Origin of the sequence: Mycobacteroides sp. LB1, assembly GCF_013449725.1 — a bacterium.
In the GTDB taxonomy this organism is placed as follows: Bacteria; Actinomycetota; Actinomycetes; order Mycobacteriales; family Mycobacteriaceae; genus Mycobacterium.
In genome coordinates this window covers 123,213-149,677 of sequence record NZ_JACCFF010000004.1, presented here as the reverse complement: position 1 = coordinate 149,677, position 26,465 = coordinate 123,213, and the positions used below count along the sequence as shown (strand labels likewise).

General features: G+C 63.3%; 25 protein-coding genes. 11 read left to right on the top strand and 14 right to left on the bottom strand.

What is annotated here, in order from left to right:
- Window positions 1–13 precede the first annotated feature (13 nt).
- On the bottom strand, window positions 14–670 hold the full coding sequence (locus tag MLB1_RS16900) for an MspA family porin (RefSeq protein WP_180751004.1): 657 nt from the start codon (window positions 668–670) through the stop codon (window positions 14–16).
- Between the two features lie 384 nt (window positions 671–1,054).
- Entirely contained in the window at window positions 1,055–2,518 is a 1,464-nt protein-coding gene (locus MLB1_RS16895; protein WP_180751003.1) for a DUF4118 domain-containing protein, read from the bottom strand.
- A 130-nt stretch (window positions 2,519–2,648) separates the two neighbouring features.
- Between MLB1_RS16895 and MLB1_RS16890 the strand changes: the two genes are divergently transcribed.
- Complete coding sequence (locus MLB1_RS16890) at window positions 2,649–3,302, top strand: response regulator transcription factor (protein ID WP_180751002.1); 654 nt, start codon at window positions 2,649–2,651, stop codon at window positions 3,300–3,302.
- 25 nt (window positions 3,303–3,327) lie between these two features.
- Here MLB1_RS16890 and MLB1_RS16885 read toward each other — a convergent pair whose 3' ends face one another.
- Both MLB1_RS16885 and MLB1_RS16880 read right to left on the bottom strand, forming a co-directional pair.
- Window positions 3,328–3,690, bottom strand: a complete 363-nt coding sequence (locus MLB1_RS16885; RefSeq protein ID WP_180751260.1) for a hypothetical protein — start codon at window positions 3,688–3,690, stop codon at window positions 3,328–3,330.
- A 141-nt stretch (window positions 3,691–3,831) separates the two neighbouring features.
- On the bottom strand, window positions 3,832–4,206 hold the full coding sequence (locus MLB1_RS16880) for a hypothetical protein (protein WP_180751259.1): 375 nt from the start codon (window positions 4,204–4,206) through the stop codon (window positions 3,832–3,834).
- Between the two features lie 347 nt (window positions 4,207–4,553).
- Here MLB1_RS16880 and MLB1_RS16875 point away from each other — a divergent pair, with 347 nt between their 5' ends.
- Window positions 4,554–5,174 (top strand): FABP family protein, encoded by a 621-nt coding sequence (locus tag MLB1_RS16875; RefSeq protein ID WP_180751001.1) that lies wholly within the window; start codon window positions 4,554–4,556, stop codon window positions 5,172–5,174.
- A 312-nt stretch (window positions 5,175–5,486) separates the two neighbouring features.
- On the opposite strand, the gene MLB1_RS16870 is transcribed toward MLB1_RS16875, so the two are convergent.
- Window positions 5,487–6,341: an aminodeoxychorismate lyase gene (locus tag MLB1_RS16870; RefSeq protein WP_180751000.1), complete on the bottom strand. Its 855-nt coding sequence runs from the start codon at window positions 6,339–6,341 to the stop codon at window positions 5,487–5,489.
- A gap of 69 nt (window positions 6,342–6,410) precedes the next feature.
- On the opposite strand from MLB1_RS16870, the gene MLB1_RS16865 reads away from it, so the two are divergent.
- Both MLB1_RS16865 and MLB1_RS16860 read left to right on the top strand, forming a co-directional pair.
- Window positions 6,411–7,487: a folate-binding protein YgfZ gene (locus tag MLB1_RS16865; RefSeq protein ID WP_180750999.1), complete on the top strand. Its 1,077-nt coding sequence runs from the start codon at window positions 6,411–6,413 to the stop codon at window positions 7,485–7,487.
- Between the two features lie 132 nt (window positions 7,488–7,619).
- Window positions 7,620–7,802, top strand: a complete 183-nt coding sequence (locus MLB1_RS16860) for a DUF3073 domain-containing protein (RefSeq protein WP_180750998.1) — start codon at window positions 7,620–7,622, stop codon at window positions 7,800–7,802.
- A 21-nt stretch (window positions 7,803–7,823) separates the two neighbouring features.
- Here MLB1_RS16860 and purM read toward each other — a convergent pair whose 3' ends face one another.
- From purM to MLB1_RS16845, 3 genes are read right to left on the bottom strand one after another with little or no spacing between them, the layout of a single operon-like run.
- Window positions 7,824–8,903: a phosphoribosylformylglycinamidine cyclo-ligase gene (purM, locus tag MLB1_RS16855; protein ID WP_180750997.1), complete on the bottom strand. Its 1,080-nt coding sequence runs from the start codon at window positions 8,901–8,903 to the stop codon at window positions 7,824–7,826.
- Window positions 8,904–8,963: 60 nt separating this feature from the next.
- Complete coding sequence (locus MLB1_RS16850; RefSeq protein WP_180750996.1) at window positions 8,964–10,037, bottom strand: dihydrodipicolinate reductase; 1,074 nt, start codon at window positions 10,035–10,037, stop codon at window positions 8,964–8,966.
- Window positions 10,034–11,050 carry a Rieske 2Fe-2S domain-containing protein gene (locus tag MLB1_RS16845; protein WP_180750995.1) on the bottom strand — a complete coding sequence of 339 codons (1,017 nt, stop codon included), beginning with the start codon at window positions 11,048–11,050 and terminating at the stop codon, window positions 10,034–10,036. The genes MLB1_RS16850 and MLB1_RS16845 overlap by 4 nt, the downstream gene beginning before the upstream one ends.
- A 90-nt stretch (window positions 11,051–11,140) precedes the next feature.
- On the opposite strand from MLB1_RS16845, the gene MLB1_RS16840 reads away from it, so the two are divergent.
- The 3 genes from MLB1_RS16840 (at window position 11,141) to MLB1_RS16830 (ending at window position 15,348) form a co-directional block, all read left to right on the top strand.
- On the top strand, window positions 11,141–11,773 hold the full coding sequence (locus tag MLB1_RS16840) for a TetR family transcriptional regulator (RefSeq protein ID WP_180750994.1): 633 nt from the start codon (window positions 11,141–11,143) through the stop codon (window positions 11,771–11,773).
- The gene (locus tag MLB1_RS16835; protein ID WP_180750993.1) at window positions 11,770–13,179 is read left to right on the top strand and encodes an amidase; all 1,410 of its coding nucleotides are present in this window, start codon (window positions 11,770–11,772) and stop codon (window positions 13,177–13,179) included. The genes MLB1_RS16840 and MLB1_RS16835 overlap by 4 nt, the downstream gene beginning before the upstream one ends.
- Window positions 13,180–13,296: 117 nt before the next feature.
- A complete protein-coding gene (locus tag MLB1_RS16830; RefSeq protein WP_180750992.1) occupies window positions 13,297–15,348 on the top strand; it encodes an alpha/beta fold hydrolase in 2,052 nt (683 codons plus the stop codon).
- Here MLB1_RS16830 and MLB1_RS16825 read toward each other — a convergent pair.
- From MLB1_RS16825 to MLB1_RS16810, 4 genes are read right to left on the bottom strand one after another with little or no spacing between them, the layout of a single operon-like run.
- Entirely contained in the window at window positions 15,345–17,003 is a 1,659-nt protein-coding gene (locus MLB1_RS16825; RefSeq protein WP_180750991.1) for an ABC transporter ATP-binding protein, read from the bottom strand. The two genes, MLB1_RS16830 and MLB1_RS16825, sit on opposite strands and share 4 nt — an antisense overlap.
- The gene (locus MLB1_RS16820; RefSeq protein ID WP_180750990.1) at window positions 17,000–17,941 is read right to left on the bottom strand and encodes an ABC transporter permease; all 942 of its coding nucleotides are present in this window, start codon (window positions 17,939–17,941) and stop codon (window positions 17,000–17,002) included. The genes MLB1_RS16825 and MLB1_RS16820 overlap by 4 nt, the downstream gene beginning before the upstream one ends.
- Window positions 17,941–18,966 (bottom strand): ABC transporter permease, encoded by a 1,026-nt coding sequence (locus tag MLB1_RS16815; RefSeq protein WP_180750989.1) that lies wholly within the window; start codon window positions 18,964–18,966, stop codon window positions 17,941–17,943. The genes MLB1_RS16820 and MLB1_RS16815 overlap by 1 nt, the downstream gene beginning before the upstream one ends.
- Window positions 18,963–20,489, bottom strand: coding sequence for an ABC transporter substrate-binding protein (locus tag MLB1_RS16810; RefSeq protein ID WP_180751258.1), 1,527 nt, complete (start codon window positions 20,487–20,489; stop codon window positions 18,963–18,965). Before MLB1_RS16810 ends, MLB1_RS16815 begins: the two co-directional genes overlap by 4 nt.
- 205 nt (window positions 20,490–20,694) lie before the next feature.
- Here MLB1_RS16810 and MLB1_RS16805 point away from each other — a divergent pair, with 205 nt between their 5' ends.
- The gene (locus tag MLB1_RS16805; RefSeq protein ID WP_180750988.1) at window positions 20,695–21,675 is read left to right on the top strand and encodes an NAD-dependent epimerase/dehydratase family protein; all 981 of its coding nucleotides are present in this window, start codon (window positions 20,695–20,697) and stop codon (window positions 21,673–21,675) included.
- Here MLB1_RS16805 and MLB1_RS16800 read toward each other — a convergent pair.
- Window positions 21,661–22,542 (bottom strand): SDR family NAD(P)-dependent oxidoreductase, encoded by an 882-nt coding sequence (locus tag MLB1_RS16800; protein WP_180751257.1) that lies wholly within the window; start codon window positions 22,540–22,542, stop codon window positions 21,661–21,663. The two genes, MLB1_RS16805 and MLB1_RS16800, sit on opposite strands and share 15 nt — an antisense overlap.
- Before the next feature lie 103 nt (window positions 22,543–22,645).
- On the opposite strand from MLB1_RS16800, the gene MLB1_RS16795 reads away from it, so the two are divergent.
- The 3 genes from MLB1_RS16795 to MLB1_RS16785 all read left to right on the top strand — a co-directional run bounded on the left by MLB1_RS16795 (window position 22,646) and on the right by MLB1_RS16785 (window position 24,854).
- Window positions 22,646–23,116: a MarR family winged helix-turn-helix transcriptional regulator gene (locus tag MLB1_RS16795; protein WP_180750987.1), complete on the top strand. Its 471-nt coding sequence runs from the start codon at window positions 22,646–22,648 to the stop codon at window positions 23,114–23,116.
- A gap of 120 nt (window positions 23,117–23,236) precedes the next feature.
- Complete coding sequence (locus tag MLB1_RS16790) at window positions 23,237–24,250, top strand: AraC family transcriptional regulator (protein WP_180750986.1); 1,014 nt, start codon at window positions 23,237–23,239, stop codon at window positions 24,248–24,250.
- Between the two features lie 76 nt (window positions 24,251–24,326).
- Complete coding sequence (locus MLB1_RS16785; protein WP_180750985.1) at window positions 24,327–24,854, top strand: hypothetical protein; 528 nt, start codon at window positions 24,327–24,329, stop codon at window positions 24,852–24,854.
- Here the strand turns inward: MLB1_RS16785 and purF are convergent.
- A complete protein-coding gene (gene purF / locus MLB1_RS16780; protein ID WP_219603231.1) occupies window positions 24,851–26,401 on the bottom strand; it encodes an amidophosphoribosyltransferase in 1,551 nt (516 codons plus the stop codon). The two genes, MLB1_RS16785 and purF, sit on opposite strands and share 4 nt — an antisense overlap.
- Window positions 26,402–26,465 lie beyond the last annotated feature (64 nt).

Here is a 26,465-nt window from a genome sequence, read left to right as displayed (position 1 = left end):
CGTGTCTCCCAGCTCAGATTTTGACGGGTTCGCCGTAGATGGCGTAGGACGAATGCGCCCCGGAAGTCGAGATCCGCAGGTATGCGTATGACCGGATGGTGACATCGCCGCCGCAGGCGTCGGCCTTGACGTGCAGATTCGTGACATCGAGCGTTGCCCGCCCCGACTTGTCTAGGCCCATGTTCGACATCGGCAGGTCGACAATGACACCGGGTTCCAGGACCGTCTGCGCGTAGCCGGTCGCGCCGCCACCAATGGACCCGCCCACCGAGTTGCTCGACCCAAGAGTCCCGGTGCCGCTCACGCCGCCGGAGGCGGCGCCACCGAATTGGAGGCCGCTAGACACGTCAGATTGGCAGCCGAGCTGGTACCCCATGATGAACAGACTGTCCAGGATTGCTCCTTGCCCGCCCTCGGCTCTTGCCGAGGAATACAGGGTGACAAAGGCCTCCCTGGAATTCGACGCATTGGCGAGGTTCGGAATCGCGTTGACGACCTCGTTATAGCTGGACAGGTGGATATTCCACCCGTCTGGGGTTACCTGGTCGAGGTCCTCGGGTGCCATGTTCACAGCATCCGCGAGAGCCGCGGGCGCTGCTGTCACAGCTACACAGCCAAGCACTGCCGCGATATACACAGTGCGGATAAGTCGATCGAGAATTCCTGCCATGTGAGCCTTTCGAAGGATTCCTGAATATCGCCGTTCTGTCTTACGGAAAAGTGCCGTCCGCCCATGGTCATTTATCGACTGATATCGACTACATCGCCCTGAACGGGCAATGACCTAAAAAATTCGGCGAGTTATGCGGCATCATGACAATTCCTCTAGTCGTGACCTCTGCCCGATAAGACTCTCCACAACTGAACGGACATCATCTAGCTAGAGAGCAGTTAACGCCGCCTCGAATCTTGGTTAACAGGGGCTAAACGCGGAATTTGGTATGGTCTCCCACTATTAGGCAGGTGTGGTTTCCCCCCATAAGGACGGAACCACTAGTCGCCGTACCCGAGAATTACCTGTAAGAAATAGGCAGCCACAAAGCGGTCGCCCCAGTCAGGTGATCGGAATCGAAACATCCAGAGACGTGCCGCGACCGATGGGGCTGGTCACACTCAGACGCCCGCCGAGTGCCTCGACTCTGTCTGTCAGCCCGATGAGTCCCGAACCCTTACGGGGATTGGCCCCACCCATCCCGTCATCCCGGATTGCCATACGGAGATCCGGCCCGCTGCACCGCACCGATACCTGCACCCTGGACGCATCGGAGTGCTTGGCGGCATTGGCAAGTGCCTCAGCCAGCACGTAATAGGCGGCCATTTCGACCGACTCGGCCACCGGGCCGTCAATGTTTACCTCGATGGTGACGGGAACGGCTGAACGCCGTGCCAGGGTGCACAACGCGGGCCGCAAGCCGCTGGCCAGGATCGCCGGGTGCACACCTCGTGAGAACTCCTGGAGGTCTTCGGCGACACCGATCAAACCGGCATTCAGCTCGGCGAGTTGGTCGGCGAGATCCTGGAGATCGGCCGGTACTGCTGCGGTAGCCATGCCAAGTCGCAGGCGCAGCGAGGCGAGACGCTGCTGTACACCGTCATGCAGATCGCGCTCCAAACGGCGACGTGCCTCGTCGGCCGCTGTCACGATCCGCGCGCGGGAGGCCGTGAGTTCTTCGCGCGTGTGGGCGTTCGCGATCGCGGTGGCGACGAGGTCGGCGAAATCGTCGATGGGCGCAGCATCAACGTCTTCTACCCTCAGAACTGCCGCTCCCCACGTGCTTCCGCCAACGCGAATGGGGGCGGAGACGCTAGCGCGGAATCCCAGGGCCTCCCCGGGTGATACACCATCGTTCAGCGCTAGATGGGCTCCCGGCATGTGGCCGATTCCTACGTCACCGGACACCGCAATGATGGTGACGTAGCTGCCGGACTCATACCGCAGGAGAACCGCGGCGTCGGCATGCAGACAATCGACCATCTCGTGGACCAGCGCCGCGAACACCTCGGCCGGCGGCACCCCCCGCGCGACAAGAGTCGCGATCCGGCGCAATCCGGCTTGTTGTTCAGCGATGGCCGCCGCCGCCTGGCGGCGCGCCTCCACCTCGTTGGTGCGGGCACGGGCCAGGCTTGCCAGCCCGTTGGCGACCAGCGCGACAACGAGGAAAATCACGTGGACTACACCGTTCTGCAGCTCCACCGACAGCACATGACCGTCCGGCCAATCGCGTACGTAATCGAAGGTGACCGCGCTGGCGATCGAGGTGAGAACCGCGAGCCGCAGACCCCAGATCGCCGATACGACCAGGATGCCGAGAAGATAGATCGTGCCCATGCGCTCGGTCGGCGCGATCTGCCGCAGGAGGAGCGCCGCGACGGTTTCAGAAACCAGAAAGCCCGCCGCCACCAGGATTCCGAGGGTTGCAGAAGGCGGTGCGCCCGGACGGAAGGGAAGCGTCAGCCATCCCCACAATCTGGGTCGTAACGCCCGGCCGTTATCTCCTATTACCAACTCACTGGCCATCGTGGGGCGACCCCAAGCGGCAGCGTTGAGATAGTGGGCGTCAAGTCTCGAACTTCCTTACCTCTGGGGCCCTAGATACGTCCTGCCACTTCGAATATAGCTATACAGACGGCGCAGCTACTCTGGCGCTGTGGCGGCCTTGCGCGTGGTAATCGCTGACGACGACGTACTGCTTCGTGAAGGGATTGCCAGCCTTCTCGAACATTCGAATTTCGAGGTTGTTGGCCAGGCACGTGATGCCATCGACCTGATGGCATTGGTCGGGGCGCAGAAGCCCGACCTCGTCGTCACGGATATCCGGATGCCTCCGACGCACACGGCAGAGGGACTCGACGCGGCCCGCGCAATTCACAGGGAGTTCCCGGGTACCGGCGTGCTGGTCCTTTCCGCACACATCGAGGCGGAATATGCAATCGAGCTCGTGGCCACCGGCGGCGGGCGGGGATACCTCCTCAAAAGCCGTGTCGGAGATATCGCGGAGTTCGTCGATGCATTGAACCGGATTGCCGGAGGCGCCGCGGTACTGGACCCGGCACTGGTCAGAGAGCTTGTTGTGGCACGCCGCCGCGACCACCCGATTGACGCATTGAGCCAACGGGAGCGGGAGGTACTGGGCGTGATGGCCGAGGGATTATCGAACGCCGGCATCGCCCGCCGACTGTGGATCACCGAAAGCACAGTCGAAAAGCATGTTCACAACGTGATGACGAAATTGAACCTCGCCGAAACCGACGAATATCACCGCAGGGTGCTCGCAGTGATCACCTTCCTGGCGGGCAACTGACCCTGGATCACCGCCGTATCGGCGGCTACGACGCCGTGTTCCCGCATATAACGCCAGGATTCTCACATTCGGCACCGGTGGTGTCGGGCAACTGCACCCACTCGGATTGACCGCGTTGGCTTTGGATCTGGTCGGGGTACCAGATTCCCGTGCGACAGACGACGCCCCTGTCCATGCACTGCGGTCCGGTGCCTCCCGGGTGATCGACCCAGCCACCCGCACTGTCGCGCGGCTGCTGTGCTTCAGTGGGCGCCATACCGCCTTCGAGCCACTCACCGTCGTGGTCCGGCGACGGTACTGGAGTCGGCTTGTCGGGTGCCGCAAGCGCGACACCCGGTGTCGTCACCACAAGCGCGAGAGCGACAAGACCGGTACCGATTCCCCGCAGGACTGACTTTGATTGCCACACAGCTGATTCCCTCTCCGTAATGCTCCTGCTGGCAATCGTCCTGCGTGCACTACCTGTCGGCATCCAGATAGACACCCAAAGTTCATGGGTGCCTACCCCCACAATTGGGGAGCGCGATGTTCAGTACGTCCAGCTGCCGGAGGGTTGTACGACGAATCCGTGCTCGCCGTAATGCCTGTCCGGCGGATCCGGAGTTTCTTTGGACCAGGAATCGGGTTTCTTGGCACGGCAGACCAGTGCGTCATCGGCAAGTACGGCACAGACGACGCCGTTGTCCGGGGCGATCTTCGACCCGGCGGGCAGCAGCGGATGCTCGTTGACCTCGCTGGGGGTGTCATCGCGACGGATCTGCCCCCTCCCGGTCAGCGACACCGACACGGTGTTCATATCCGGCTGCGCACCGGGGATCGAGCCGCTGCACGACACTCCGATTTCGGCGATCATGCTGTCCCAGCACGTGAGTCCGCCGGGGGTGCTGAACACCCAACCCGACATGCTCGGGTGCGCGCCGATCACCCGGTACTCGCCGAGGTCGACGGCCGGATAGGAGTCGACATCGGGGAACCTAGGCGGTTGCGCATTCGCTGCGGGAGCGGCGATAAGCCCGAAAGGCACCACGGCGGAAGCGAAAAACGCTGATAACAATCGTCCCGGAAAGATCATCACAACGTTCCATCGTGGTAGCTGGAGGCGGCGTTACCCGGCGAGGTGTGGGTCACACCGTTATCCCAGGTAGGCTCTCTATCCGTGGTGCTCTTCTTCGAGATCATGTTGGTAGCCGCGGTGCTCGTCATCACCTGGTTTGCGCTCTACGCGCTGTACCGGTTGATCACCGACGAGTCGTGACGGAACCCGATCCGGCCGCTGCCGAAGCGCGGCCATCGGTGGGCCGGAATCTACCCACCTTCCAAGACCTCCCGATCCCTGCCGATACCGCGAATCTGCGCGAGGGCCCGGATCTCAATGCCGCATTGCTCGCACTACTGCCCCTGGTTGGGGTCTGGCGTGGCGAGGGCGAGGGCCGGGATGCCGACGGCGACTACAGCTTCGGTCAGCAGATCATCGTCGCGCACGACGGCAGCGACTATCTCACGTGGGATTCTCAGTCGTGGCGGCTGGATGCTGACCGGCAGTTCGACCGACTGACATTGCGCGAAAGCGGGTTCTGGCGCTTCGCGCCCGACCCCGATGATCCTGACGAGAAGCAGGCCATCGAGCTGGTACTGGCGCATGCCGCGGGTTTTGTCGAGCTGTTCTACGGTCAGCCGCGCAATGCCTCGTCCTGGGAGCTGGTCACCGATGCACTGGCCCGTAGTAAGTCCGGTGTGCTGATCGGCGGGGCCAAGCGCCTCTACGGCATTGTCGACGGCGGTGACCTGGCCTACGTCGAAGAGCGGGTGGGCGCCGACGGCGGCGGCCTGGAACCGCACCTCTCGGCACGCCTGTCGCGTTTCGCGGGCTAACCAAAGACACCGTTACTGCCCGCCTCGGAGCGACAATCCGCGGGCGCCCAGGTGTTGTCGCTCATAGCCGGGCACTTACCGCTGTCCCCAGAAAGGGGGCGGCCCCCGAACCGTTCGGCTCGATCGGACTAATCGAGGATTCGGGGGCCGGGTGGCTGCTGGAGATTCGCCAACAGCACATGGCTGCTAGCGGGCAGCCACCTCACATGTCCAATATGAAATCACTATTCGGACCACCTCCTTCCTTGTGTACCGACGACGGTACGACGCAAGCAGGTGCGCGACAACCTATTTATTCGAGCGCGAACAGAACTAGAGCGCGATGGCGTTGTCGACCAGCTCGGGCAACCGCGCCGCCAACGGCCCCGCGGGACGCGCGACGCCGTCGAGCGTATGTATCCGAGCCGCGAGAGTAATACTGGCCAACATCCAAATATCTTGGGCGGCAACTAAATCAGCAGGCGTCACGGCCGCGTACCGGCATTCAATCCCGGCGGAGCCTGCGACCTCGAAGAGCGCCCGCTGAGTGGTTCCGTGCAGAATTCCGTGTTCCGGGAACGGCGTGATCAAGGCATCGCCGGTGTCGACGATGACCGTCGAGCGCGGCCCCTCGAGCACGAATCCGTCCGAGCTGACGAAGATGACGTCTTGGACCCCTTGATGTTCGGCATACCGCAGGGCGGACATGTTGATCGCGTAGGACAGCGTCTTGGCCCCAGACAGCAACCACGGCAACGGTTCGGCGGGTCTCGCGGGCAGCCCGCGGTCCAACATGATCACCGAGATGCCGTCACTCCGCGCCAGCAGTGATCGCTCCGGAACCGGCGCGATGGTCAGGTATGCCGTTGCGTCCCCACCGCTTTCGCGCCCCCGTGTGTACACCAGGCGTAGCATCGCGTCTTCACACGATATCGAGTTCCATTGCTCCACACCGACCTCGACGGCCGCGCGCCACGCAGCACGGTCAGGCTCGGACAGATCCATCGCCTCGGCCGATACAGCCATCCGGTCTAAGTGAGCTTCCAGCTTGCAGACGGTGCCACCACGCACCAGCAGCGTCTCGAATGCACCGTCTCCGCGCACAGCGGCGAGCTCATCGGCGTGTAACAGCGGCACCGATGGGTCGTGTTGTTTGCCATCGAGTGTGACCAGCACCGCTACCGCCATGGGCATTGAGATTAGCGGTCGTAGAGTTGAACATGTGATGAGCCGCTTACGTGAAGAACATAGGCACCGATGAGCGCCATTTATGTGCCCGAGGGCAGCCCCGACGCCGGCGCGGTGTGGCATTACGGCGACCCCCTGGGTGAGCAGCGCGCTGCTCTGACCGGTGCAGTCCTCATCGATCGGTCGACGCGCCCCGTCATCGCCCTATCCGGCCCCGAACGGCTGAGCTGGTTGCACACCATCTCCAGCCAGCACGTCGCGGATCTGCAGGACGGCGAAACGCGGGAGAACCTCAGCCTCGACGGACAGGGACGCGTCGAAGACCACTGGGTGCAGACCGATCTGGACGGCATTACCTACCTGGACACCGAGCCGTGGCGTGGCCAGGCGTTACGCGACTTCCTCTCCAAGATGGTGTTCTGGGCGAAGGTAGAGGTCGCCGCGTCCGATCTGAAGGTCTTCAGCCTGGTCGGTCCGGAAACCGGCGACCTGGCCGAAAAGCTGGGGATCACAGCACTCCCCGCCGGGGACCGCGCGGTCGCACTCCCCGGCGGTGGCCTCATCCGGCGCATGCCGTGGCCCCTTCCCGAGGCGACGTTCGATCTCCTGGTCCCCTCCGGACAGGACGTCGCCGAGCGCCTGGGCGTACGCCCTGCCGGTCTGTGGGCGTTCGAAGCGCTCCGAGTGGCAGCCGCGCGGCCACGACTCACCCTGGACACCGACGAGCGGACCATCCCGCATGAGGCGGCGTGGATCGCCGACGGCGACGATCCACGCGCCGTACACCTGGAAAAGGGCTGCTATCGGGGGCAGGAGACGGTAGCCCGGGTACACAATCTGGGCAAGCCGCCGCGGGTGCTGGTGTTGCTACATCTCGACGGCTCCGCCGACCGCCCATCCACAGGTGACGAGGTGACCGCAGGCGGCCGGACGGTCGGCCGGGTGGGCTCGGTGGTCGACCATGTCGATCTCGGCCCCATCGCCCTGGCTTTGGTCAAACGCTCGGTCGCGGAGGCACTCGCGAACGGGAATCCGACACCCCTGACGGCAGGCCCATCAGCCGCCGCCATTGACCTCGATCTACTACCCGATCTGGGCGGTGAGCAGCGCGGACGCGCTGCGGTGGACCGGCTCCGCCACCGATAAGCCAACCGGGCAGTTAGGGCGTGCAGCAGTCGGTGGATCGGCACGCTAAACTATCGTCAGGATCGATAAAAACACTCCACCGGAGCCGCCCTAATATTGGGCCGCTCCGCTATTGCGCGAGGGGGTTCCCCCATGGGCCGCGGCCGGGCAAAGGCAAAGCAGACCAAGGTTGCTCGCGAGCTGAAATACAGCTCTCCTAACACGAATCTCGAGGAGCTCCGCCGTGAACTCTCCGGCGCTCCGTCATCACCCCAACCGGATGATGACCGCACCAGCGATCGCTGGACTGAGGACGAGGAGGCCTGGCGCCGCTAAGGCTCCAGGTATCGCTTCTCCCTAGAACCTCGGGTGCTGGCCCACCAGCACCGCATTCTCGCTGCCTGATTCCTTGCCTGACTTCTTGATGGCGCCCAGGGTCCAGCAGTCGATGTGCCGTGCGGTCAGGACCGCCAGAGCCCTGTCGACGTCCTCGGGTGCGACGACCGCGACCATGCCGACGCCCATGTTGAAGGTCTTCTCCATCTCTGCGCGCTCAATGCGGCCGCGCTGGGCGATCATCGCGAAGATGGGGCCGGGGGTCCAGCTGCTGCGTTCGAGCTCGGCGACCAATCCGTCGGGTATGACGCGGGCCAGGTTGCCTGCGAGCCCGCCGCCGGTGACGTGGCAGAAGGTGCGCACCTCGGTCTCGGCGGCCAGTGCCAGGCAATCCTTGGCGTAGATGCGGGTGGGCTCGAGCAGCTCCTCGCCAAGCGTGCGGCCGAACTCCTCGACCTGTCCGAACAGGTCCATCCTGTCGATATCCAGCAGCACGTGCCGGGCCAGCGAGTACCCGTTGGAATGCAGTCCCGAGGATCGCATGGCGATCACGACGTCGCCAGGACGCACCCGGTCCGGTCCCAGCACGCGGTCTGCCTCCACGATGCCGACGCCGGTGGCCGAGAGGTCAAAGTCATCGGGTGCCATAAGACCCGGATGTTCGGCGGTCTCCCCGCCCAGCAGGGCGCAGCCGGCGATGGCGCATCCCTCGGCAATGCCGGCGACCAGTTCACTGACGCGCTCGGGGACTACCTTGCCGACGGCGATGTAGTCCTGCAGAAATAGCGGTTCGGCCCCGCAGACGACGAGGTCGTCGACCACCATGGCCACTAGGTCGAGGCCGACGGTGTCGCGTTTGTCCATGGCCTGCGCGACCGCGATCTTGGTGCCGACGCCATCGGTGGAGGCTGCCAGCACCGGCTCGCGATACCCGCCTTTGAGGGCGAACAGCCCGGCAAAGCCGCCGAGTCCACCCAACACCTCGGGGCGGTGGGTCTTGGCGACTGATTTTTTGAATAGCTCGACCGCCCGGTCACCGGCTTCGATATCCACCCCGGCCGCGGCGTACGAATTACTGGGTTTGTCGGCTCGCTCGCTCATATCGGGCCTTACGGTACCCGTCCCGGCTGGGATCGGTGCCGCCACAGCCCCTTGAGAGCGTTACTTGAAGCGCCCCGCGAATCCGCGCAACGGCAGGTCGGCCGAGGTGAGAATCCCCGGCGGCGCGTCGATGACGCTCCGGATGGCGTTGAGTGCGGGCAGGCCTGTGACGGTCATCCCGACGGATGCGAAAGCAGCGGGGTTGGAGAAGTCGGTTCCGGGTTTGGGGATGACCATGTGCTTGCTATAAACGCACGGATCGCCCTGGATCTTGGTGATGTAGCAGCCCTTGACGTTCCAGTGCGGCTGCGTCTTCGGGGTCATCTGCCACTCGACGTGCACCTCGACCTTCGGCACCCCGTCGACAATCCCCTGGTACTTCAGGTAATTGGCCCCCAGCGAGCCCTTCGGCAGCCGGTACCAACCGAGGTCGACGTCCTCGGTGCAGGCGCCCAGCTCGTAGGAGAAGGTGACGTCGTCGAGTTCAAGGCCGAAGCAGTCGGCCATCAGATACACCCCGTCGGCGAAGACGCGGGTGCCCTTCTCCAAGAGCGCCGGGATCTCTGGGTCCGCTACTGGGCGTCCGTACCCGACCATCTCCCAGGAGTCCACAGAGTGGTGGCAGGACACATCTACCGATTCGATGACCGTGACGTTCTCGATCTCGGCGACATCGCAAGAGTGGATCACGCCCAGAATCTGCGTCAGCCCTGGATTCATGCCGGTGCCGTAGAAGGTTGATCCGCCGCGTTCGCATGCCTCCTGCAACACCTCGGTGGTGGGACGGCCCGATGGGTGCGGGTGGTTCTGGTTGCGGTGGTGCCCGGTGATCCAGTCTGCGGTGGTGACGATGTCGATACCCGCCTCGAGCACTTTGACGTACAGGTCCTCGTCGGGGAACACACCGTGGAAGGTCAGTACGTCGGGTTTGGCGGTGATGATCTCCTCGACGGTGCCAGTGGCGATGACACCGTTGGATTCCAGACCCACGAGCTCACCGGCGTCTCGACCGATCTTTTCCCTTGAGTAGCAATGCAATCCGACCAGCTCCAGATCGGGATGCTGGGCGAGGCGCTTGATCATCTCGGTGCCGACATTTCCGGTGGCGACCTGAAACACCCTGATAGCGCTCATGCTCTGATCTCCTCGGCGAGCTCGGGATAGAACTGGGTCGCCCATTTCCGTAGGGCGATGAAGCCTTCGTATTCGGCACGTACCAGCGCGGGCGGATCCGAGTACCGCTGATGCGACCAAATGTGGATATCGGCGAGGAATTGATCGATAATGGCCTGCGAGAACGTCTTTGCGGTTTGCGGCGGTTCGCTGGAATCATTGGGATCAGCCCCGGGCGGCCGTCCGATGAAGACGGTGAATCTGACATCGCAGGTCTCGTCGTCAACCGGGGTCACCGCGGAGACGGTGCGATTGTCGATCATCCCCCAGCTCTTGGTGACGGCGACACCCAATCCGCCGTTGATGGCCTGCACCCCGCTTTTCATATCCTCGGCGGACATGCCCGGTATCTCGTCGAAGGCGATGGTGAAGTCGACGTAGGAGATGGGTTTCGCGAACTCTTGTCGGGTGAACTTCGGGATGAACGGCGTCTTATGCACGTACTTGAAGTGTGCGAAGTCCACTCCGTTTTCGAGAACATATTGCGGATGCAGCTGTAGCCGTTCGCAATACAGGGTGCTGTGCGGATATCCGGGGTAGTAGTCCGTGGCGCTGCTGCCGTCTTCGAATCCGGTGAAGACATCGGGGACGTCGAAGTAGGGTGCCCTGCCGTGCACGTCGTGCCAGATGTAGACCGCCTCATTGCATTCCACAACGGGATAGCTTTGGATGCGCCGCAACGGGTTTGGCCGCTTTTCGTAGGGAATGCACACGTTCTTGCCGTCGCGGTTCCATTCCCAGCCGTGGAACGGGCAGACGATCCGGTCACCCTCAACATGTCCGCCGTGGCCCAGATGCGCGCCGAGGTGCTCGCAGTACGCATCCATCACCGCAAGTTCCCCCGACTGCGCGCGCCAGGCCACCATCTCGCGCCCGAAGTAGGTCATCCGGTGCACATCGCCGACGGCGATCTCCGCGGACCAGGCGACCTGGAACCATCCCGTGGGCTTCATCGACAACGGCGGCTTCGGCATCGGAACCTCCTTACGCGGTGACAGTAATCGAATCCGGCCACTTTTCACAGATAGTTCTATGAAAATGGGCGGCCCACTAGCATCGTTGAGATGAGCGAAGCGGCGATCACCGGGCGGCGGGCGAATCGCCGTGGCCTGGCTACCCGTGAGACCATGCTCGACGCCGCATTGCGCGTACTTGCCTCGGGCGATCCGGCGGCGGTGTCGGCGAACAGAATCGCCAAGGAATGCGGCGCCACCTGGGGCGCCGTGAAGTATCAGTTCGGCGATATCGACGGTCTGTGGGCCGCGGTGTTGCAATGCACCGCCGAACGTCGCGGCGACCAGCCATGGAAGAAGGGGTTGACGGATCCGGAGGCTTCCCTGCAATCGCGGGTCAGCGCGATCGTCGAGACCCTCTATCGGGGTTTGACCTCACCGGACTCGCGGGCCATCGAGAACCTGCGTCGATCGCTGCCACACCAACCGAAGGAGCTGGAGCAGCTGTACCCCCAGACAGCCGCCGAGCTGGCCTCATGGAAGCATCGTTGGGCGCGAGCATGCCAGCAGGCGTTCGATGGCTTGGACGTAGATCCCGTCCGGGTGCACGAGGTGGCGGCCTTCATCCCTGGCGCCATGCGGGGGCTCGTCTCGGAGAAACAGCTGGGAACCTATTCGGATCTCGAGGAAGCCCGTCGAGGGCTGACCAACGCGATCGTCGCCTACTTAGGAGGTCACGCATGACCCGCGTTCATGCATTCACCGAGGATGCCCTCGGCGACCTGGATGCCACCGGAGTCGCCGAGCGGATCGCCTCCGGCGAGGTCACCGCCGCCGAATGCGTCGAGGCCGCCATCGTCCGTCTCGAACGGGTCAATCCCGCGCTCAATGCAGTGGAGTTCAAGGACTTTCCGCGGGCACGCGAGCGTGCACACGAGGCGGAAGGTGAGGCCTTCGGCGCTTTTGGAGGCGTACCCACGGCAACGAAAAGCAACATCCATGTGGCTGGAATGCCGCTTACGGAAGGCTCCGCGGCCATCCCGCCGACGCTGCAGACCGTCGATGGACCGTTCACCCAACAGTTCCTCAGCACCGGAGTCATTCCCATCGCGTCGACCACCATGCCCGAATACGGCTGGTCGGCCAGCACGGAACGTTCGGGCGGGTCGGTCACCCGCAATCCGTGGCACACGGACTTCTCCGCGGGCGGGTCATCTGGTGGCTCGGCGGCGCTGGTGGCTGCCGGGGTAGTGCCCATCGCACACGGTAACGACGGCGGCGGATCCATCCGAATCCCGGCGGCGGTATGTGGTCTCGTGGGCCTCAAAGCCAGTCGCGGAAGGCTTTTGGGTGACCCTTCGAGCAGTTCCGCGCCGGTGAAGATCGTCGCCGACGGGGTTCTTGTGCGCAGCGTCCGTGACTGTGCACGCTTCTTCGAGGCCGCCGAGCTGAACTATCGCAACCCGAAGCTAACGCCGATAGGCCGCGTAGATCGCCCCGGCCAACGTCGGCTGCGGATCGGTCTATGCATGGATTCCCCGTTCACTCCGGCAACGGACCCCGCCACTCGGCAGGCGGTGGACTCTGCCGCGAAAGTGGTTGAATCCCTTGGTCACAGCATCGAGCCGTACACGCCCGCGGTGCTGCCCTCGTTCAAAACCGACTTCGAGGACTACTGGTCCTTTCTGGCCTTCGCGGTCGCCAAGGGTGGATCCAGATTGTTCGACGGATTCGACGCCTCCCGGCTGGATCCGTTGACGCTCGGTCTCAGCCGCAGATTTGCCAGGCGGGCGTACCGCACACCGCTGTTCCTGGCCAGACTGGCCGCATCCGCCCGGGTGTACGAGCGCGGGTTCAACACCGGTATCGACGCGGTGCTTACCCCCGTGCTCACCCACACCACGCCACGGATCGGATATCTGACCCCCGACCAGGACCCCGAAGAGCTACTGCACAAACTCAGCTCATATGTGGGATTCACACCGGTACACAACGCCTCCGGCGCACCGGCGATATCGCTTCCACTCGGGCAGGATCCCGACGGACTACCCATCGGAGTGATGTTCAGCGGTCGCCGCGGCAGTGAGCGGACACTGCTTGAGCTTGCACTGGAAATCGAGGAGGCGCAGCCCTTCTCGATTCTGGGCTAGTCGCGCCGGCGCCACCACCGACCCGCAACCGTGATGCCAGTCACAAATTATCGGTGTTGCAACAGAATTGGGATTCTCGACATGCGATCTACCGGTTAAGCATCTACCGTTTTGTTCATGCCGACGGCATCGCACCGAGCGAGCGGTATCGCTCGGAATCCCCCTCTGCATCACCCACGTGCAGACAGACTCCGTGTCCTGTTGGCCACGTCCCTAGTCACAGCATTGGTTGTCACAGGCGGGGCGCCCGCTGCCCTCCACACGATCCCAGACAATCCCCTGCCCGCCCCGATGACATTGACGGTGGAGTCCGGGTTCATTTCCCTGACCTCAAGCTCGACACCAATCGGGGCGGAGCATGGCGTCGCCGATTCCTCACCTGCCTTGACGATCACCAAACGGACCACCGTCTCGCTGAACCCGGGTGAAAACGGCCATGGTCTCGACGCGGTAATCAACTCCGAATCCCCTACTTCCCCTTCCGAAGCCGACAAACCCACACCTGGGAGCATCCCGGTCGTCCTGGTACACGGGACGGCCGAGAATCAAAAGTACTGGGATGCGATGAAGACGAGCCTCCACGATGCCGGGATGAATGCATTCACCTTCGAATACGGACAGACCGGGTTTCAGGGCCTCGTCGGGTCGATCGGACAGAAGATCGGGCTGCGCGGCTTCGGTGATGTCGAGGTGTCCACACAACAGCTCGCCGATGAAGTCGCGACGGTCTTGGACCGAACCGGTGCCAAAAAGGTGGATCTAGTCGGCCATTCTCAAGGTGGCTTGCTCATCAAGAACTTCCTGTCGCAGAACACGGCCGACAACGTCGCGAATGTGGTCCAGCTGGCACCGTCAAGCCACGGCACCACGTTCAGTGGACTGGCGAACTTCGTCGGGCCGGTGGGTAACTCGGTCGACATCAACGGCTGGAAACCCGTCAAGGACGTGATCTATGCGGCCGCCAGCACCCTGGCGTGGCCGTCGTTGTCCCAACAAACCGTGGGTAGCCAGTTTCTCGACAACCTCAACCGGCTGCCCGATACCAAACCCGGCGTCGACTACCTGGTGGTGAGCACCAAGGATGACGTAGTGGCTACGCCATATAGATCTCAATTCATCACCGCAGCACCTGGTTCCACCGCAGTTAACATCGAAGTACATTCACTGCCCGGCGTGGCTCGGGACGAGGTGGTTGACCATGGCCTGAATACCGGAGATGTCATCTCGGCAGTGACCAACTATCTGAAATCCAGTCAGACCGTTCAGCACTCCGCCGATCAGATCAAGGCCAATCCCGGTACCACGCTGACTCGAGAAGGTGCCACCACGACGGTGTCAGAGGGTGGACACGTCACGACCATCGTCGACGGACACGGATCCACAGCCACCACACCGTACGGAGCAAGACTCGAGATCGCGGGGAAGAACGTCACCCTGAACCGCAATGGCCAGGCGGTGTCTATCAGTGACACTGACGGCGTGACCGTCGCGAGCAGCCCGACCCCCGACGCGACGAAGAAGTTCGCCTCGGATCCGCCCCAGCAGAGCCAAAAGCCCAAGGCCGCGGGCTCATCGACTCCCGGGGCAGAGAAGGATGAGACACCGAAGGCCACTGTGGACACGACCGCCAAGAGCCCCACATCCGAACCCCGTACCTCCGTGAATGGCACGCAGCACAGTCCCGAAACCGCTACGTCACCACAGACCGATACGAAACTGAAGGAGTCGCCGAGCAAGTCCGAGGCCGGCAAGGCTCATACAACACCCAGAGCCAGTGGACTGAAGCCGAAATACAGCAGCGGGTCACAAGAGACACCCGACCGAACCAACTCTAACGACTCGGTGTTGGGAAACAAGTCCGCACCCTCGGCGCCCAGCGGCCCGACAAGCAATCCCGGCTCCGGCACGACGTCGACCGGCCCCGGACCGGGTGCGCACGCCCCCAACGGTTCCCCTGGACGCACTGGATCATCGAGCAGCCTTGGTGGACAACAGTCTTCCGCGCCGAATAGGAACACGGACACCTCAGGATCGACGGGCTCGCGATCAGCGGCCGGAGCAGGTGACAGCAAGCCGGGACATCCGGAAGCCGGCTCGAGCTCGGGTTCCGGTGACCACAAGAAGTCCGCCGACGGGCCGTCCCACGAGCACACCGCAGGCGACTCCTAACGGCTGTGCCGGCGATTCCGTTGCCGCTCTCGTTGTTCTACGGGGTCCGGCACCGGTACGGCCGCGACCAACGCGCGGGTGTATTCGGTCGACGGGTTGCGCAGAATTTGGCCTCGCGGCCCCATCTCTTCGAGAACCCCGTGGCGCAGCACCGCGACCTCGTCGGCAAGTCGGTCCACCACGGCGAGGTCGTGACTGATGAACAGACAGGCGAACTGCCACTGCTGCTGTAGCTCCTCGAACAAGTCCAGGACGGCCGCCTGTACAGACACATCGAGCGCGCTGGTGGGTTCGTCGGCGACCAGCAAGTCGGGGCCCAACGCCAGCGCTCGGGCGAGATTGGCACGCTGCCGCTGTCCTCCGGAAAGCTCATGGGGATAGCGGTTTTCGGTGCCATCCGGAAGCTGTACGGCCGCGATGAGCTCGGCGACACGGGCGGAAATCTCGCGCCGATCACCGTACCGGTGCACCCACATGGGTTCGGCGATGCAGTCGCCCACACGCATCTTCGGGTTCAGGGAGGTGGCCGGGTCCTGGAATACAAACCCGAACTTGGCGCGCAGTGGGCGCAGCTTGCGCTGGCTCATGCCGACGATTTCCTGCCCAAGCATCCGCACCGACCCGGAGGCGGGCTGCTGCAGCGCGGCCACGCATCTGCCAATGGTTGACTTCCCCGAGCCCGATTCTCCCACCAGTCCAAGGGTTTTCCCACGGCAGATGCTGAAGCTCACGTCATCAACCGCACGGAAGGACGCACGCCCTAGTAGGCCGGGGAATTCCACCACGAGATGGGACACTTCCAGCACGGGCTCGGCCGGCTCTCCGCTCGGATCAGGCGCGTGCTCTGGGTCTCCCTGCCCCAGGTGCGGGACGGCCGCTAACAGTGCCCGGGTGTACGGCTCGGCAGGATCGGCGAAAAGCTGTTCCACCGGCGCTATTTCGACGACCTTGCCCTGCTTCATCACGACCACACGGTCTGCGATATCGGCGACCACCCCCATGTTGTGGGTGATGAGCAGGATGGCGCTGCCGATCCTGTCCCGCAGATCCCTGAGGAGTTCCAGGATTTCGGCCTGCACCGTCACGTCCAGAGCGGTCGTCGGCTCGTCGGCGATGATGACCTTCGGGTCACACGCGATGGCCATCGCGATGACCACGCGTTGTTTCTGACCGCCCGAGAGCTGGTGCGGATAGCAGTCATAGCGGCGCTCCGGGTCGGGTAGCTGCACAAGCTTGAGCAGTTCGACGACCCGCGCGCGGGTCTGCGTACGGTTCAGATCCGTGTGTGCACGGACCGCCTCACCTACTTGGTATCCGATGGTGAACAGCGGATCCAGTGCTGCCCCGGGCTCCTGAAACACCATCGCAATATCCTTGCCGCGCATGGCCGTCAGCTCACGGCCCGACAGTGTGGTGATATCGCGGCCGTCGAGCAGAACCGAACCGGTGATGCGCGCGGTCTCTGGTAGCAGCTGGATCGCGGTGCGAGAGGACACCGACTTGCCCGAACCCGACTCCCCGACGACGGCCAGGACCTCCCCGGGTTTCACGTCGAACGACACATCTTCGACCGCAGCCACGGGCCCGCTATCGGTGCTGAACGTCACCGACAGCGATCGGAACGACAGCGCAGCCAACACTTCTTTCTCACTCACGCGTCACCTCGCCGTGTCCGCAGGAGAGGATTGATGACCTCGTTGAGGCTCTCGCCCACCAGCGTCATGCCGAGCACCACCAGCACGATGGCCGTACCGGGGAAAACCCCCGTCCACCAAATGCCGTTCGCCACATCCGATAGCGCCTTGTTCAGGTCGTAGCCCCATTCGGCGGCCTGGGTCGGTTCGATGCCGAACCCAAGAAATCCGAGCCCGGCCAACGTCAGGATGGCTTCGGCACCGTTGAGGGTGATGATGACCGGCAATGACGAGGTGACATTGGAGAGGATGTGCCGGAACAGGATTCGCGGGGTACTTGCGCCGGTCACCCGTGCGGCATCCACGAAAGGCTCCTGTTTGATACCGACGGTGGCGTTACGCACCACCCGAAAGTACTGTGGTACGAACACGGCCATGATGGCGATGGCCGCCGCGAGAATGCCTCCGCCGGTACTGGATTGCCCTCCGGTGACCGCGATCGACACCACGATGGCCAGCAGCAGCGAGGGCATGGCATACAGCGCATCCGTCACCAGCACCAGCCCGCGGTCCAACCAACCGCCCAGGTATCCGGAGGTCAGACCCAGCGCCACACCCACCGGCAGGGAGACCACCAGCGAGGTCACGATGACCAGCAGCGCGGTGCGGGCACCGAACAGCACGCGCGAGAACACATCTTCGCCCCGCACCGAGGTACCGAACCAGTGCTGCCACGACGGCGCCTGCTGTCGCACGAAATCGACACCGTCCACACTGGTTTGCGAGAACCCATACGGCGCCAACAAAGGTGCCAGTATCGCAACGAGGATAAAACCGGTGACGAGGACCAGTCCGGACACCAGCGTGAACCGTTGCAGACCATAGGCGGAACGCAGCAGGCTCAGACCCGGCAGCCTACGCAGTCGGGCGCCGAACGACTCCTTGACCGATGTCGTCATCAGAACCTCACCCTCGGGTCGATGTACGCGACCGCCACGTCGATGACGAAGCTCATCACCGCGACGATGATCGCGATCACGGTGACGATACCCTGCACCGCGACGAAGTCGCGCGCCGAAAGATAGTGCGCCAGTTGCGAACCCAATCCGTTCCATTCAAATGCGGTCTCAGTGAGTACGGCCCCGGCAAGCAGCATGGCGATCTGCATTCCCATTACCGTGACCACCGGCACCAGCGAGTTCCGGAAGGCGTGCCGTCCGACGACAACCCTCTCCGACAGCCCGCGTGCCCGGGCGGCATCCACGTATCCGGCACGCAGCGTCTGCAAAAGATTGACTCGCACCAAGCGTAGGAACACTCCGGCGGTCAGCAGGCCGAGGGCCAGCACGGGCAACACCAGATGCTTGAGCGCGTCCACGAAATATGCGCCGTTGCCGTACAGCACGGTGTCCACCAACAACAGATGGGTGCGGTGCGGCATGGCGTCAAGCGCGATCTCCGTACCGACGGTGCTACGCCCCGATGCCGGCAGCCACCCGAGTTTCACCGAGAAGAACAACTTGAGCAGGATCGCCACGAAGAACACCGGGGCGGCGTAGAACAGCACCGCCGCCATCCGCAAGGACACATCGGTGATCTTGTCGCGATGAGTTGCGGCCAGGCGCCCCAAGGGAATCCCCAGCAACAGCGCCAGGATGATTGCGCCGACCGCGAGCTCCAGGGTGGCGGCACCGTTGACCACGATGATGTCGGTGATCGACCGCTTGTCGGTGAGGGTGCGGCCGAAGTCACCACGCAGCACACCCGTGAGGTATTCCCAGTACTGCGTCCAGATCGGCCGGTCGAATCCCGCATCGGCCTTACGTTTAGCGATCTCCGCCGGGGTGAGCCTGCCGCCGGCCTGGGCGGTGATGGGATCGCCGATACCGCGCATGAGGACGAAAACCAGTGTCATCAGGATCCACGCTGTCGGAATGATGAGCGCCAGGCGCACCCCGAGATAGCGAAGCAACGTGGTACTCATGCGGTGCTACCCGTCTTCTTCAGCGGAGTGAACTGGAACTTGAACGACGGACCGAGCTTGATCCCGTCGACGTTCTTCACCGACACCGCAATCTGTTTCCCGGTGAGCAGCGGCAGTGTCGAAATGTAGTCGCGCGCCATCAGATCCTGGATCTGGCCGATGATGCCCAGACGTTTGGCGCGGTCCGGCTCGGTGGCCTCGGCGGTGATGAGCCGGGTGATGGTGTCGCTGGAGAAATGGTTCACCACCATGTTGTCCGGCATGAAGAACGGGGTCAGATAGTTGTCCGGGTCGGGGAAATCAGGGAACCAGCCGAACTGGTAAACGGGGTACGAGTCCGATGACCGCCGCTCCTGGTAGGCGACCCACTCGGTGGACTGCAAATCCACCCGGAACAAGCCAGAAGCTTCGAGCTGGCCCTTGACCGCCGCGTATTCCTCCGACGAGTTTCCCCCGTAGTGGTCCGGGTTGTATTGCAGGTTGATCAGCACCGGCAGGGGAATATTGGCATCCGACAAAAGCTTTCGTGCCAGCTCGACATTGGGCTTGGCTCCGTAGAGGTTCTTGAACGATTCAACGGCACCCGGCATAGAGTCGGGCACTACTGAATACGCCGGGGTATAGATGCCCTTGTATACGTTGCGGGACAATGCCTCACGGTCGACCAGCGATGAGACGGCCTTGCGGATCGCGAGCTTCTGCGCGTCCGTATCGCCCGGCATGGTCTTGAGATTGAAGACTATGTACCTGAGCTCACCACCGGGGCCCTCGTGCACGGCGAGGCGCGGATTGACCCGGAGTGTCTCGATGTCGTTGGGCGACAGGCTCCGGTAGGCCACGTCGATGGCCCGGTTCTCGATGTCGATCTTGAGGTTCTCGCCACCGGTGTAGTACTTGATGCCGATCAGTTCCCACTGCGGCTTACCCAGCCCGCCCACGTAGCGAGGATTGGCGCGCAAGCCGATCAGCTGGTTCTTGCTGTGCGAGGTGATCGTGTACGGGCCGGCGAAGGGCTCCGCCTTGGCGATGGCGTCATCGTCGAGCAGCCGGTCGGGAGGAAAGACCTCTTCGTCGATGATCGGCCCGGCATTGGTGGCCAGCACCTGGGGGAAAGTCTGGTCGTTGGGGAGTTTGAGCCGGAAGTCGACGGTCAGGTCGTCGGGTGCCTCCACACGGTCGAGGTTGGCCAGCAGCGATTGCGGCCCGTTGGGATCATCGATGACACGTTCGCGGTCATACGAGTACTTCACATCCGATGACGTCAGCTTGTGGCCGTTGGCGAACACCGAGCCAGGTTTGAGTGTGCAGCTGTAGAGCGTGGGGTTCTTGAATCCGCACGACGCGGCCAGGTCGGGTTTGAGGTCACCGGTCCCCGGGGTGAAGTTCATCAGGAAGGGGTAGACCTGGTTCTCCACCTGGAAGGACCCGTTGTCGTAAGCCCCCGCCGGGTCAAGGGTGGATACCCGGTCGGTAGTCCCCACTGTGAGGTATTCGCCATCGACGGCACCCGGTGGCCGCCCGATCCCACACCCCGCCAGGAGCAGCACGGATGCGGCCACTGCCAGTTTGCGCATCCGACGAGTATGGCAACTCTTGCCTCAACCTGCCGGGTGCGGTGCAATACATGTCACAAGGCTTACCAAGCGAGCGTTAGGTAGGTTGGTTGCGATCCCGTCGTCCGCACGAGCGCCCGGCGGTCAAGACACCCGAGCCACACAAGGGACGAAGATGAAGACTGCCGTCACCGGAGCCGCCGGCTTCATTGGCACCAACCTGGTCAATCTACTGGTGGAAAACGGCCATGAGGTGGTCGCCATTGACCGCGCGGTGCCCAGCTCGCCAGAGACCCGCCCGGCCGTTACCTGGGTATCCGGCAATGTCCTCGACCTCGACTCGATGACGAAGGCCCTCGACGGCGTCGAGGTGGTCTACCACTTGGTCGCCGTCATCACCCTCAAGCACGAGGACGAGCTGTGCTGGCGCATCAACACCGAGGGTGCCCGCACCGTCGCGCAAGCCGCCCTCGCGGTCGGCGCCCGCCGTATGGTGCACTGCAGCTCGATCGACTCGTACTCCAACAGCGTGGCCACCATCGATGAGAAGTCTCCACGCTCGACGAGTGCTGACCTGCCCGTCTACCAGCGCTCCAAATGGGGTGGCGAAGTGGCCGTACGCGAGGCCATCGAATCAGGTCTGGACGCAGTCATCGGTAACCCCACCGGGGTCTATGGCCCGGTGGATCTGGCTGCTCCATCGCCACTGTCACGCATTAACAAGCTGCTGTTCGACAGCGCCCGCGGGCGGCTGCCCGCGATGGTCGCCAGCACGTATGACCTGGTGGATGCCCGCGATGTCGCGGCCGGGCTGTACCTGGCCGGCGAGAAGGGGCGGACCGGCGAGAACTACCTGCTTGGCGGACACACGGGCGGCCTACTGCAGGTGTGTCGCCTGGCCGCACAGCACGTGGGCAAGCGCGGCCCGCTGTTCGCACTGCCCATGAGTCTGCTCAACGCAGCGATTCCGGTCATCGAGCCGCTCGGCAAGCTGCTGAAGAATGATGCGCTGAGCCGTGCCGCGTTCAACAAGCTGACGGTGTCCCCCGCTGTCGATATCACCAAGGCCCGTACCGAGCTGGGCTACGACCCACGCCCGATCGAGACGACAGTCAACGAGCTCGTCGACTTCTTCGTCAGCTCAGGCCGGCTCTAGCCCCACCATCGTGGCGCTCTCTCGCCACAGCCGATCGCGCGCCTCATCGCTTTGCGCCAAAGGGGCGGGGTCGGGAAAAGTGATGTCCCCCTTGACCAATGATACGTAGATGCGTCCAGGCGGCGGCGCTACGGCACCGAGTGTGAGCTCGGCGAGTGCCTCCCCCGCGCGTTCAGCCGTCCCGGGATGGAACTGCGGACGGAACCGGGAGATCAATCGCATCGCGGGACGCAGCCCGACACTTATCAGCCGTACTGCCGCCGAGTCCGGAGCCGCCAACGAGGTACCCAGGGTGAGGCCCGGGTTGTAGGCGATCACCTCGATGCCACGACGTGTCACATCCGCACGCGCGGCGAACGATCGGGCGGTAAGCAGATTGCACAGCTTCGAAGCGGCATACGCCCGGAATCCTGCCGCGGCGCCCCCACTCTCTGGATGCGCCAGCTTCTGGGGCTCAAGCGCACGCGGCGCGAACGGGATGATCGCCGGATCATGCGTGTCGCTGGTAGTGATCAGCAGCAGACCCTTCTCGGCAATATTGGGCAACAGCAGCCGCGCCAGGAGATAGTGACCCAGGTGATTGGCGGCGAAGGTCGTTTCGAAACCGTCCTCCGTTCGGTGTTGTGCGTCGCGGAACTGCAGCCCGGCGTTGAGCACCAGTGCGTGGATCGGAGTATCGCCAAGTAGCTGACTCACGGCGTCGGCGAAGCTTCGAACGCTATTCAAGGAGACCAGGTCAAGCGGGAGCACCTCGGCCCCCGGCACACTCCGTCCAGTACCGCGCGCGCCCACGATCAGGCGGATATCAGGTTGTTCGGCAAGAATTTTGGCTGCTTGGGCACCGAGGCCACCGGTGGCCCCGGTCATAACGATCACGCGCTGCGGCGATTGAGGCACGCTTGCTCTCCCACGAGGTCTAAGATCTAGGCGAATATATCAACACGGATATTATCAATTGATAAGAGTTGGAATGTCAAGTACCGATAGGAATCTCGAGCTGCTCTTCACATTCGTCAAATCGGCGAAGGCCGTCACCACCTGGTCGCGGATGAACATCACCACCGAGGGCGGCATGACCATCCCCCGTGCGAGTGTTCTGATCGCTCTGACCACCCGGACCGATCCGGCCGGGATGAGCGAAATTGGCGAACATCTCGGCATGTCGCCACGGAGCATGACCGTCCTGATCGACGGACTCGAGAAGGAGGGCCTGGTCCGCAGGGTGCCGCATCAGCGCGACCGCCGGATCACCTGCCTCGAGATCACCGACACCGGAAGGCGGTTCGCACTGACAGAGCTTGGTCCATCCCAGTCGGCCGCGGCGGCCCTCTTCGACGACTTGAGCACAAAGGAACAGGACGAGCTGCTGCGCTTGCTGGGCAAGGTCTCGGAATCATTGCGCACAAGGGGAATCGACGTTCCCCGGTACTCCGGGAGCTAGCCGCTCGCCCTGTTCACCTCCTCGGCCATGCATACCCAGACAGAACACCGGTCGCCCAATAGTTGAATCCGGCAACGATCTATACCAAGATCTTTCCTGGGTCAGTGTTCAGGAGGTGGCGTGGCAGAGGTGTCGATCCCGGCACGATGGGGCACCGCCGCCGTCGATCAGGTACGACAGCGCGGTGCAGATGCAGCCAAAATGCTGATGGAGGCGGGGATTTCACCACGTCTCCTCGAAGGCGAGCCGGTGTCGATCTCCCCTGAGCAGGTACGGACACTCGTGCACACGGGGTACTCCCGGACCAATGACGAATCATTCGGCATGAGCACCATCCCGGTCCCCTCCGGCACCATCCGCATGCTGTTGTTCAGCCTGGCGACGGCCCGAACCTTAACCGCCGTGTTCGACCGGTGGACCGCGTTCGGAGAGGCGGTGTTGGGGGCACCCACCTTCGTCACGTCCAGATCGGGCCGGCGCGCGACCATCTCTGTGGACGTGTCCACTCTCCGCTTGCCGGGGATCCCAGGTACCGAGTGGGCGATGACCATCGCGGTCCTGATGTTGAGCTGGATGACCATGCGCCCAGTCCGAGTCGAGTACGTGCACCTCCCCCACCCACAACCCGACGGGCACTCGGAGCACAGCGACATATTCAACGCCCCTATCCGTTTCGATAGCGATTCTGCGGCACTGGTTCTCGATGCCGATCTGGTGGATGCACCAATCCTTCGTACGGAGTCGGAGATAACGACACTCTTCGATCACCCCGACAAGGTGTGGTTTGAAACGCGCGATTTCCAGACGGAGCTGCCGGACCGAATCCGGCGCATCGTCCAGACAGGAGTTGGGCATAGAGTCGCCGCCGTCGGCGAGATCGCGGGCATGCTCGGTATAACCTCTTCGGCCCTGCAACGAACCCTGCGGGCTGAGTTCGGCACCTCGGTCCGGGAGATCCGCGACGCGACACTTCGCGATGAGGCCATCGAAAGCCTTGAGAGCGAGAAGGAATCGCTCACCGACCTCTCGAGTCGCCTGGGCTTCTCTGAAGTCAGCGCGTTCACCCGAGCATTTCGCCGATGGACAGGCTCGTCACCGGCTCAGTACCGGGCGTGTGCGCGTTCGGTCAAGTAATTCGCTTGATTCGGTCATCGCGTACGTCCCATCCGTCACATAACCTCGGGCAAATAAGATCCAAGGGGGCGGAAGTTTGCTATCGGCTGAACGGCGTTTCGAGGTCACCCGCAGCCTTGAGGCCATCTACTTCGTGTCGAAACTCGAGTTACCGTCGGCAGACGACATCGAACCCGGCAATCACGCACCCATCGCCTCTGCCGATCAGCGTCGTCGCCTCGGCGACCTCACCGCTGGAGACAGATTCACCACATTGACCGGACTCGCCGGCCTCATGATGCCCATCGAGTGGGAGGTTGTCGAAACCACCCAGAAGGCAGAACTTCTCGCCACCCGTCGGGGCCGCTATCAGGTCGTGTCGAAAGGACTGCAGGGCGCGACCACTACCATCGTGCTCAACGTCTACGAGGAGAAGCCATCCGTCACGGCGGAGCTGTTCGTGCTGATCGACGAAATCATCCTGACCGGGGACCTTCACCATTCCTTCATGACGGCGCTCGAGGGCATGATCGACGCCCAGATTGAGATCATCAAAAAGAACTTCAAGGTCCTCCGGGATGTCACCGTCGTTGAGGTGTACCCACCCCAGGAACGTAGCGACTAGTGTGTCTGGACGGAATCAGCGCTGTCGCTTGATGTTTCCCGCGCGGTCGCCGCGAGCATGTGCTCGACAACGTTCTTGCCCAATGCCGTTTCCTTGGGCAGCTCGATCGGGTAATTCCCGTCGAAACATGCGCAGCACAACCGTGAGCGAGGCTCCTGGGTGGCCGCGACCATTCCTTCGGCCGAGATGTAGCCGAGACTGTCGGCACCGATTGCGGTGCGGACACCATCCAGCATCTCGTCCTCCGACTCTACCGCGTTCGCGATAAGTTCTGCGGGAGAAGCGAAGTCGATGCCGTAGAAGCATGGCCAACGCACCGGCGGGGAGGCGATACGCACATGTATCTCGGCCGCTCCCGCCTCGCGCAGCATCCGCACCAGCGCCCGTTGGGTATTGCCGCGGACGATCGAATCGTCCACCACCACTAGCCGCTTGCCACGGATGACCTCGCGGAGCGGGTTGAGCTTCAGGCGGATACCGAGCTGACGAATGGTCTGCGACGGCTGGATGAAGGTGCGGCCCACGTAGGCGTTCTTCATCAACCCCTGCCCATAAGGGATACCCGACCCCTGGGCATAGCCGACGGCCGCGGGTGTGCCGGACTCGGGAACACCGATCACCAGGTCTGCGTCAACGGTGTGTTCGGCGGCAAGCCGGCGCCCGATCTCGACGCGGGTGGAGTGCACCGACCGCCCGTCAAGCATGCTGTCGGGGCGGGCCAGATAGACGTATTCGAAGACGCAGGTCTTCGGCGTCGCGCTGGCGAAGCGGCTCGAACGCACCCCGTCCGCGTCGATGGCGAGCAGCTCGCCGGGCTCGATATCCCGGACAAACGACGCACCCACGATGTCTAGGGCGGCGGTCTCCGAGGCGACGACCCACCCCGTGTCGAGGCGGCCCAGGCACAGTGGCCGGACCCCGTGCGGGTCTCGTGCCGCGTACAGCGTGTTCTCGTCCATGAACACCAGGCAGAACGCACCGCGCACGGTAGGCAGCAGTGTCATCGCCGCTTGTTCGATGGTGGCGTCAGCAGCCCCGTGTGCCAGCAGCGCGGTCATGATGTCCGAGTCGGTGGTGGCTCTGCCAGGCGCCTTCGAGTTGATCAGGCCGGCATCGCGTGCCCGCGCGGTGAGCTCGGCGGTGTTCACCAGGTTCCCGTTGTGACCCAGCGCGATTCCGGTGCCGGCGGCGGTCGTCCGGAACACCGGCTGGGCGTTCTCCCAGGTAACCGAACCGGTGGTGGAGTAGCGGCAATGTCCGACCGCCACATGTCCCAGCATGGCGGCAAGGGTCTGCTCGTCGAATACCTGGCTGACCAGGCCGAGATCCTTGAACACCACAACCTGTGAGCCGTCCGCGACGGCTATGCCGGCGGCCTCCTGACCACGGTGTTGCAGCGCGTACAGGCCGTAATAGGTGAGCTTGGCTACTTCTTCACCAGGCGCCCAGACTCCAAATACGCCACATTCCTCGCGCGGGTCGTTCTCGAGCTCAATGGGCTGTGCGGTCACAATGGCTGCTCCCTGGTGGGGGGTGGGTGACCACATCAGTCTACGGGCAAGGTTGCTGAACGCGGAATCGGCCGGCCCGGGGTTTCTGCCGAGCCGGCAA

Excerpts from the sequence above, each read along its gene's own strand:
- MLB1_RS16900 (WP_180751004.1), bottom strand. The coding sequence starts at position 670 with ATGGCAGGAATTCTCGATCGACTTATCCGCACTGTGTATATCGCGGCA.
- MLB1_RS16895 (WP_180751003.1), bottom strand. The coding sequence starts at position 2,518 with ATGGCCAGTGAGTTGGTAATAGGAGATAACGGCCGGGCGTTACGACCC.
- MLB1_RS16880 (WP_180751259.1), bottom strand. The coding sequence starts at position 4,206 with ATGTCGGGTTGGGTGTTCAGCACCCCCGGCGGACTCACGTGCTGGGAC.
- MLB1_RS16870 (WP_180751000.1), bottom strand. The coding sequence starts at position 6,341 with ATGGCGGTAGCGGTGCTGGTCACACTCGATGGCAAACAACACGACCCA.
- MLB1_RS16865 (WP_180750999.1), top strand. The coding sequence starts at position 6,411 with ATGAGCGCCATTTATGTGCCCGAGGGCAGCCCCGACGCCGGCGCGGTG.
- MLB1_RS16860 (WP_180750998.1), top strand. The coding sequence starts at position 7,620 with ATGGGCCGCGGCCGGGCAAAGGCAAAGCAGACCAAGGTTGCTCGCGAG.
- purM (WP_180750997.1), bottom strand. The coding sequence starts at position 8,903 with ATGAGCGAGCGAGCCGACAAACCCAGTAATTCGTACGCCGCGGCCGGG.
- MLB1_RS16850 (WP_180750996.1), bottom strand. The coding sequence starts at position 10,037 with ATGAGCGCTATCAGGGTGTTTCAGGTCGCCACCGGAAATGTCGGCACC.
- MLB1_RS16845 (WP_180750995.1), bottom strand. The coding sequence starts at position 11,050 with ATGCCGAAGCCGCCGTTGTCGATGAAGCCCACGGGATGGTTCCAGGTC.
- MLB1_RS16840 (WP_180750994.1), top strand. The coding sequence starts at position 11,141 with ATGAGCGAAGCGGCGATCACCGGGCGGCGGGCGAATCGCCGTGGCCTG.
- MLB1_RS16835 (WP_180750993.1), top strand. The coding sequence starts at position 11,770 with ATGACCCGCGTTCATGCATTCACCGAGGATGCCCTCGGCGACCTGGAT.
- MLB1_RS16830 (WP_180750992.1), top strand. The coding sequence starts at position 13,297 with ATGCCGACGGCATCGCACCGAGCGAGCGGTATCGCTCGGAATCCCCCT.
- MLB1_RS16820 (WP_180750990.1), bottom strand. The coding sequence starts at position 17,941 with ATGACGACATCGGTCAAGGAGTCGTTCGGCGCCCGACTGCGTAGGCTG.
- MLB1_RS16815 (WP_180750989.1), bottom strand. The coding sequence starts at position 18,966 with ATGAGTACCACGTTGCTTCGCTATCTCGGGGTGCGCCTGGCGCTCATC.
- MLB1_RS16805 (WP_180750988.1), top strand. The coding sequence starts at position 20,695 with ATGAAGACTGCCGTCACCGGAGCCGCCGGCTTCATTGGCACCAACCTG.
- MLB1_RS16800 (WP_180751257.1), bottom strand. The coding sequence starts at position 22,542 with ATGACCGGGGCCACCGGTGGCCTCGGTGCCCAAGCAGCCAAAATTCTT.
- MLB1_RS16795 (WP_180750987.1), top strand. The coding sequence starts at position 22,646 with ATGTCAAGTACCGATAGGAATCTCGAGCTGCTCTTCACATTCGTCAAA.
- purF (WP_219603231.1), bottom strand. The coding sequence starts at position 26,401 with ATGTGGTCACCCACCCCCCACCAGGGAGCAGCCATTGTGACCGCACAG.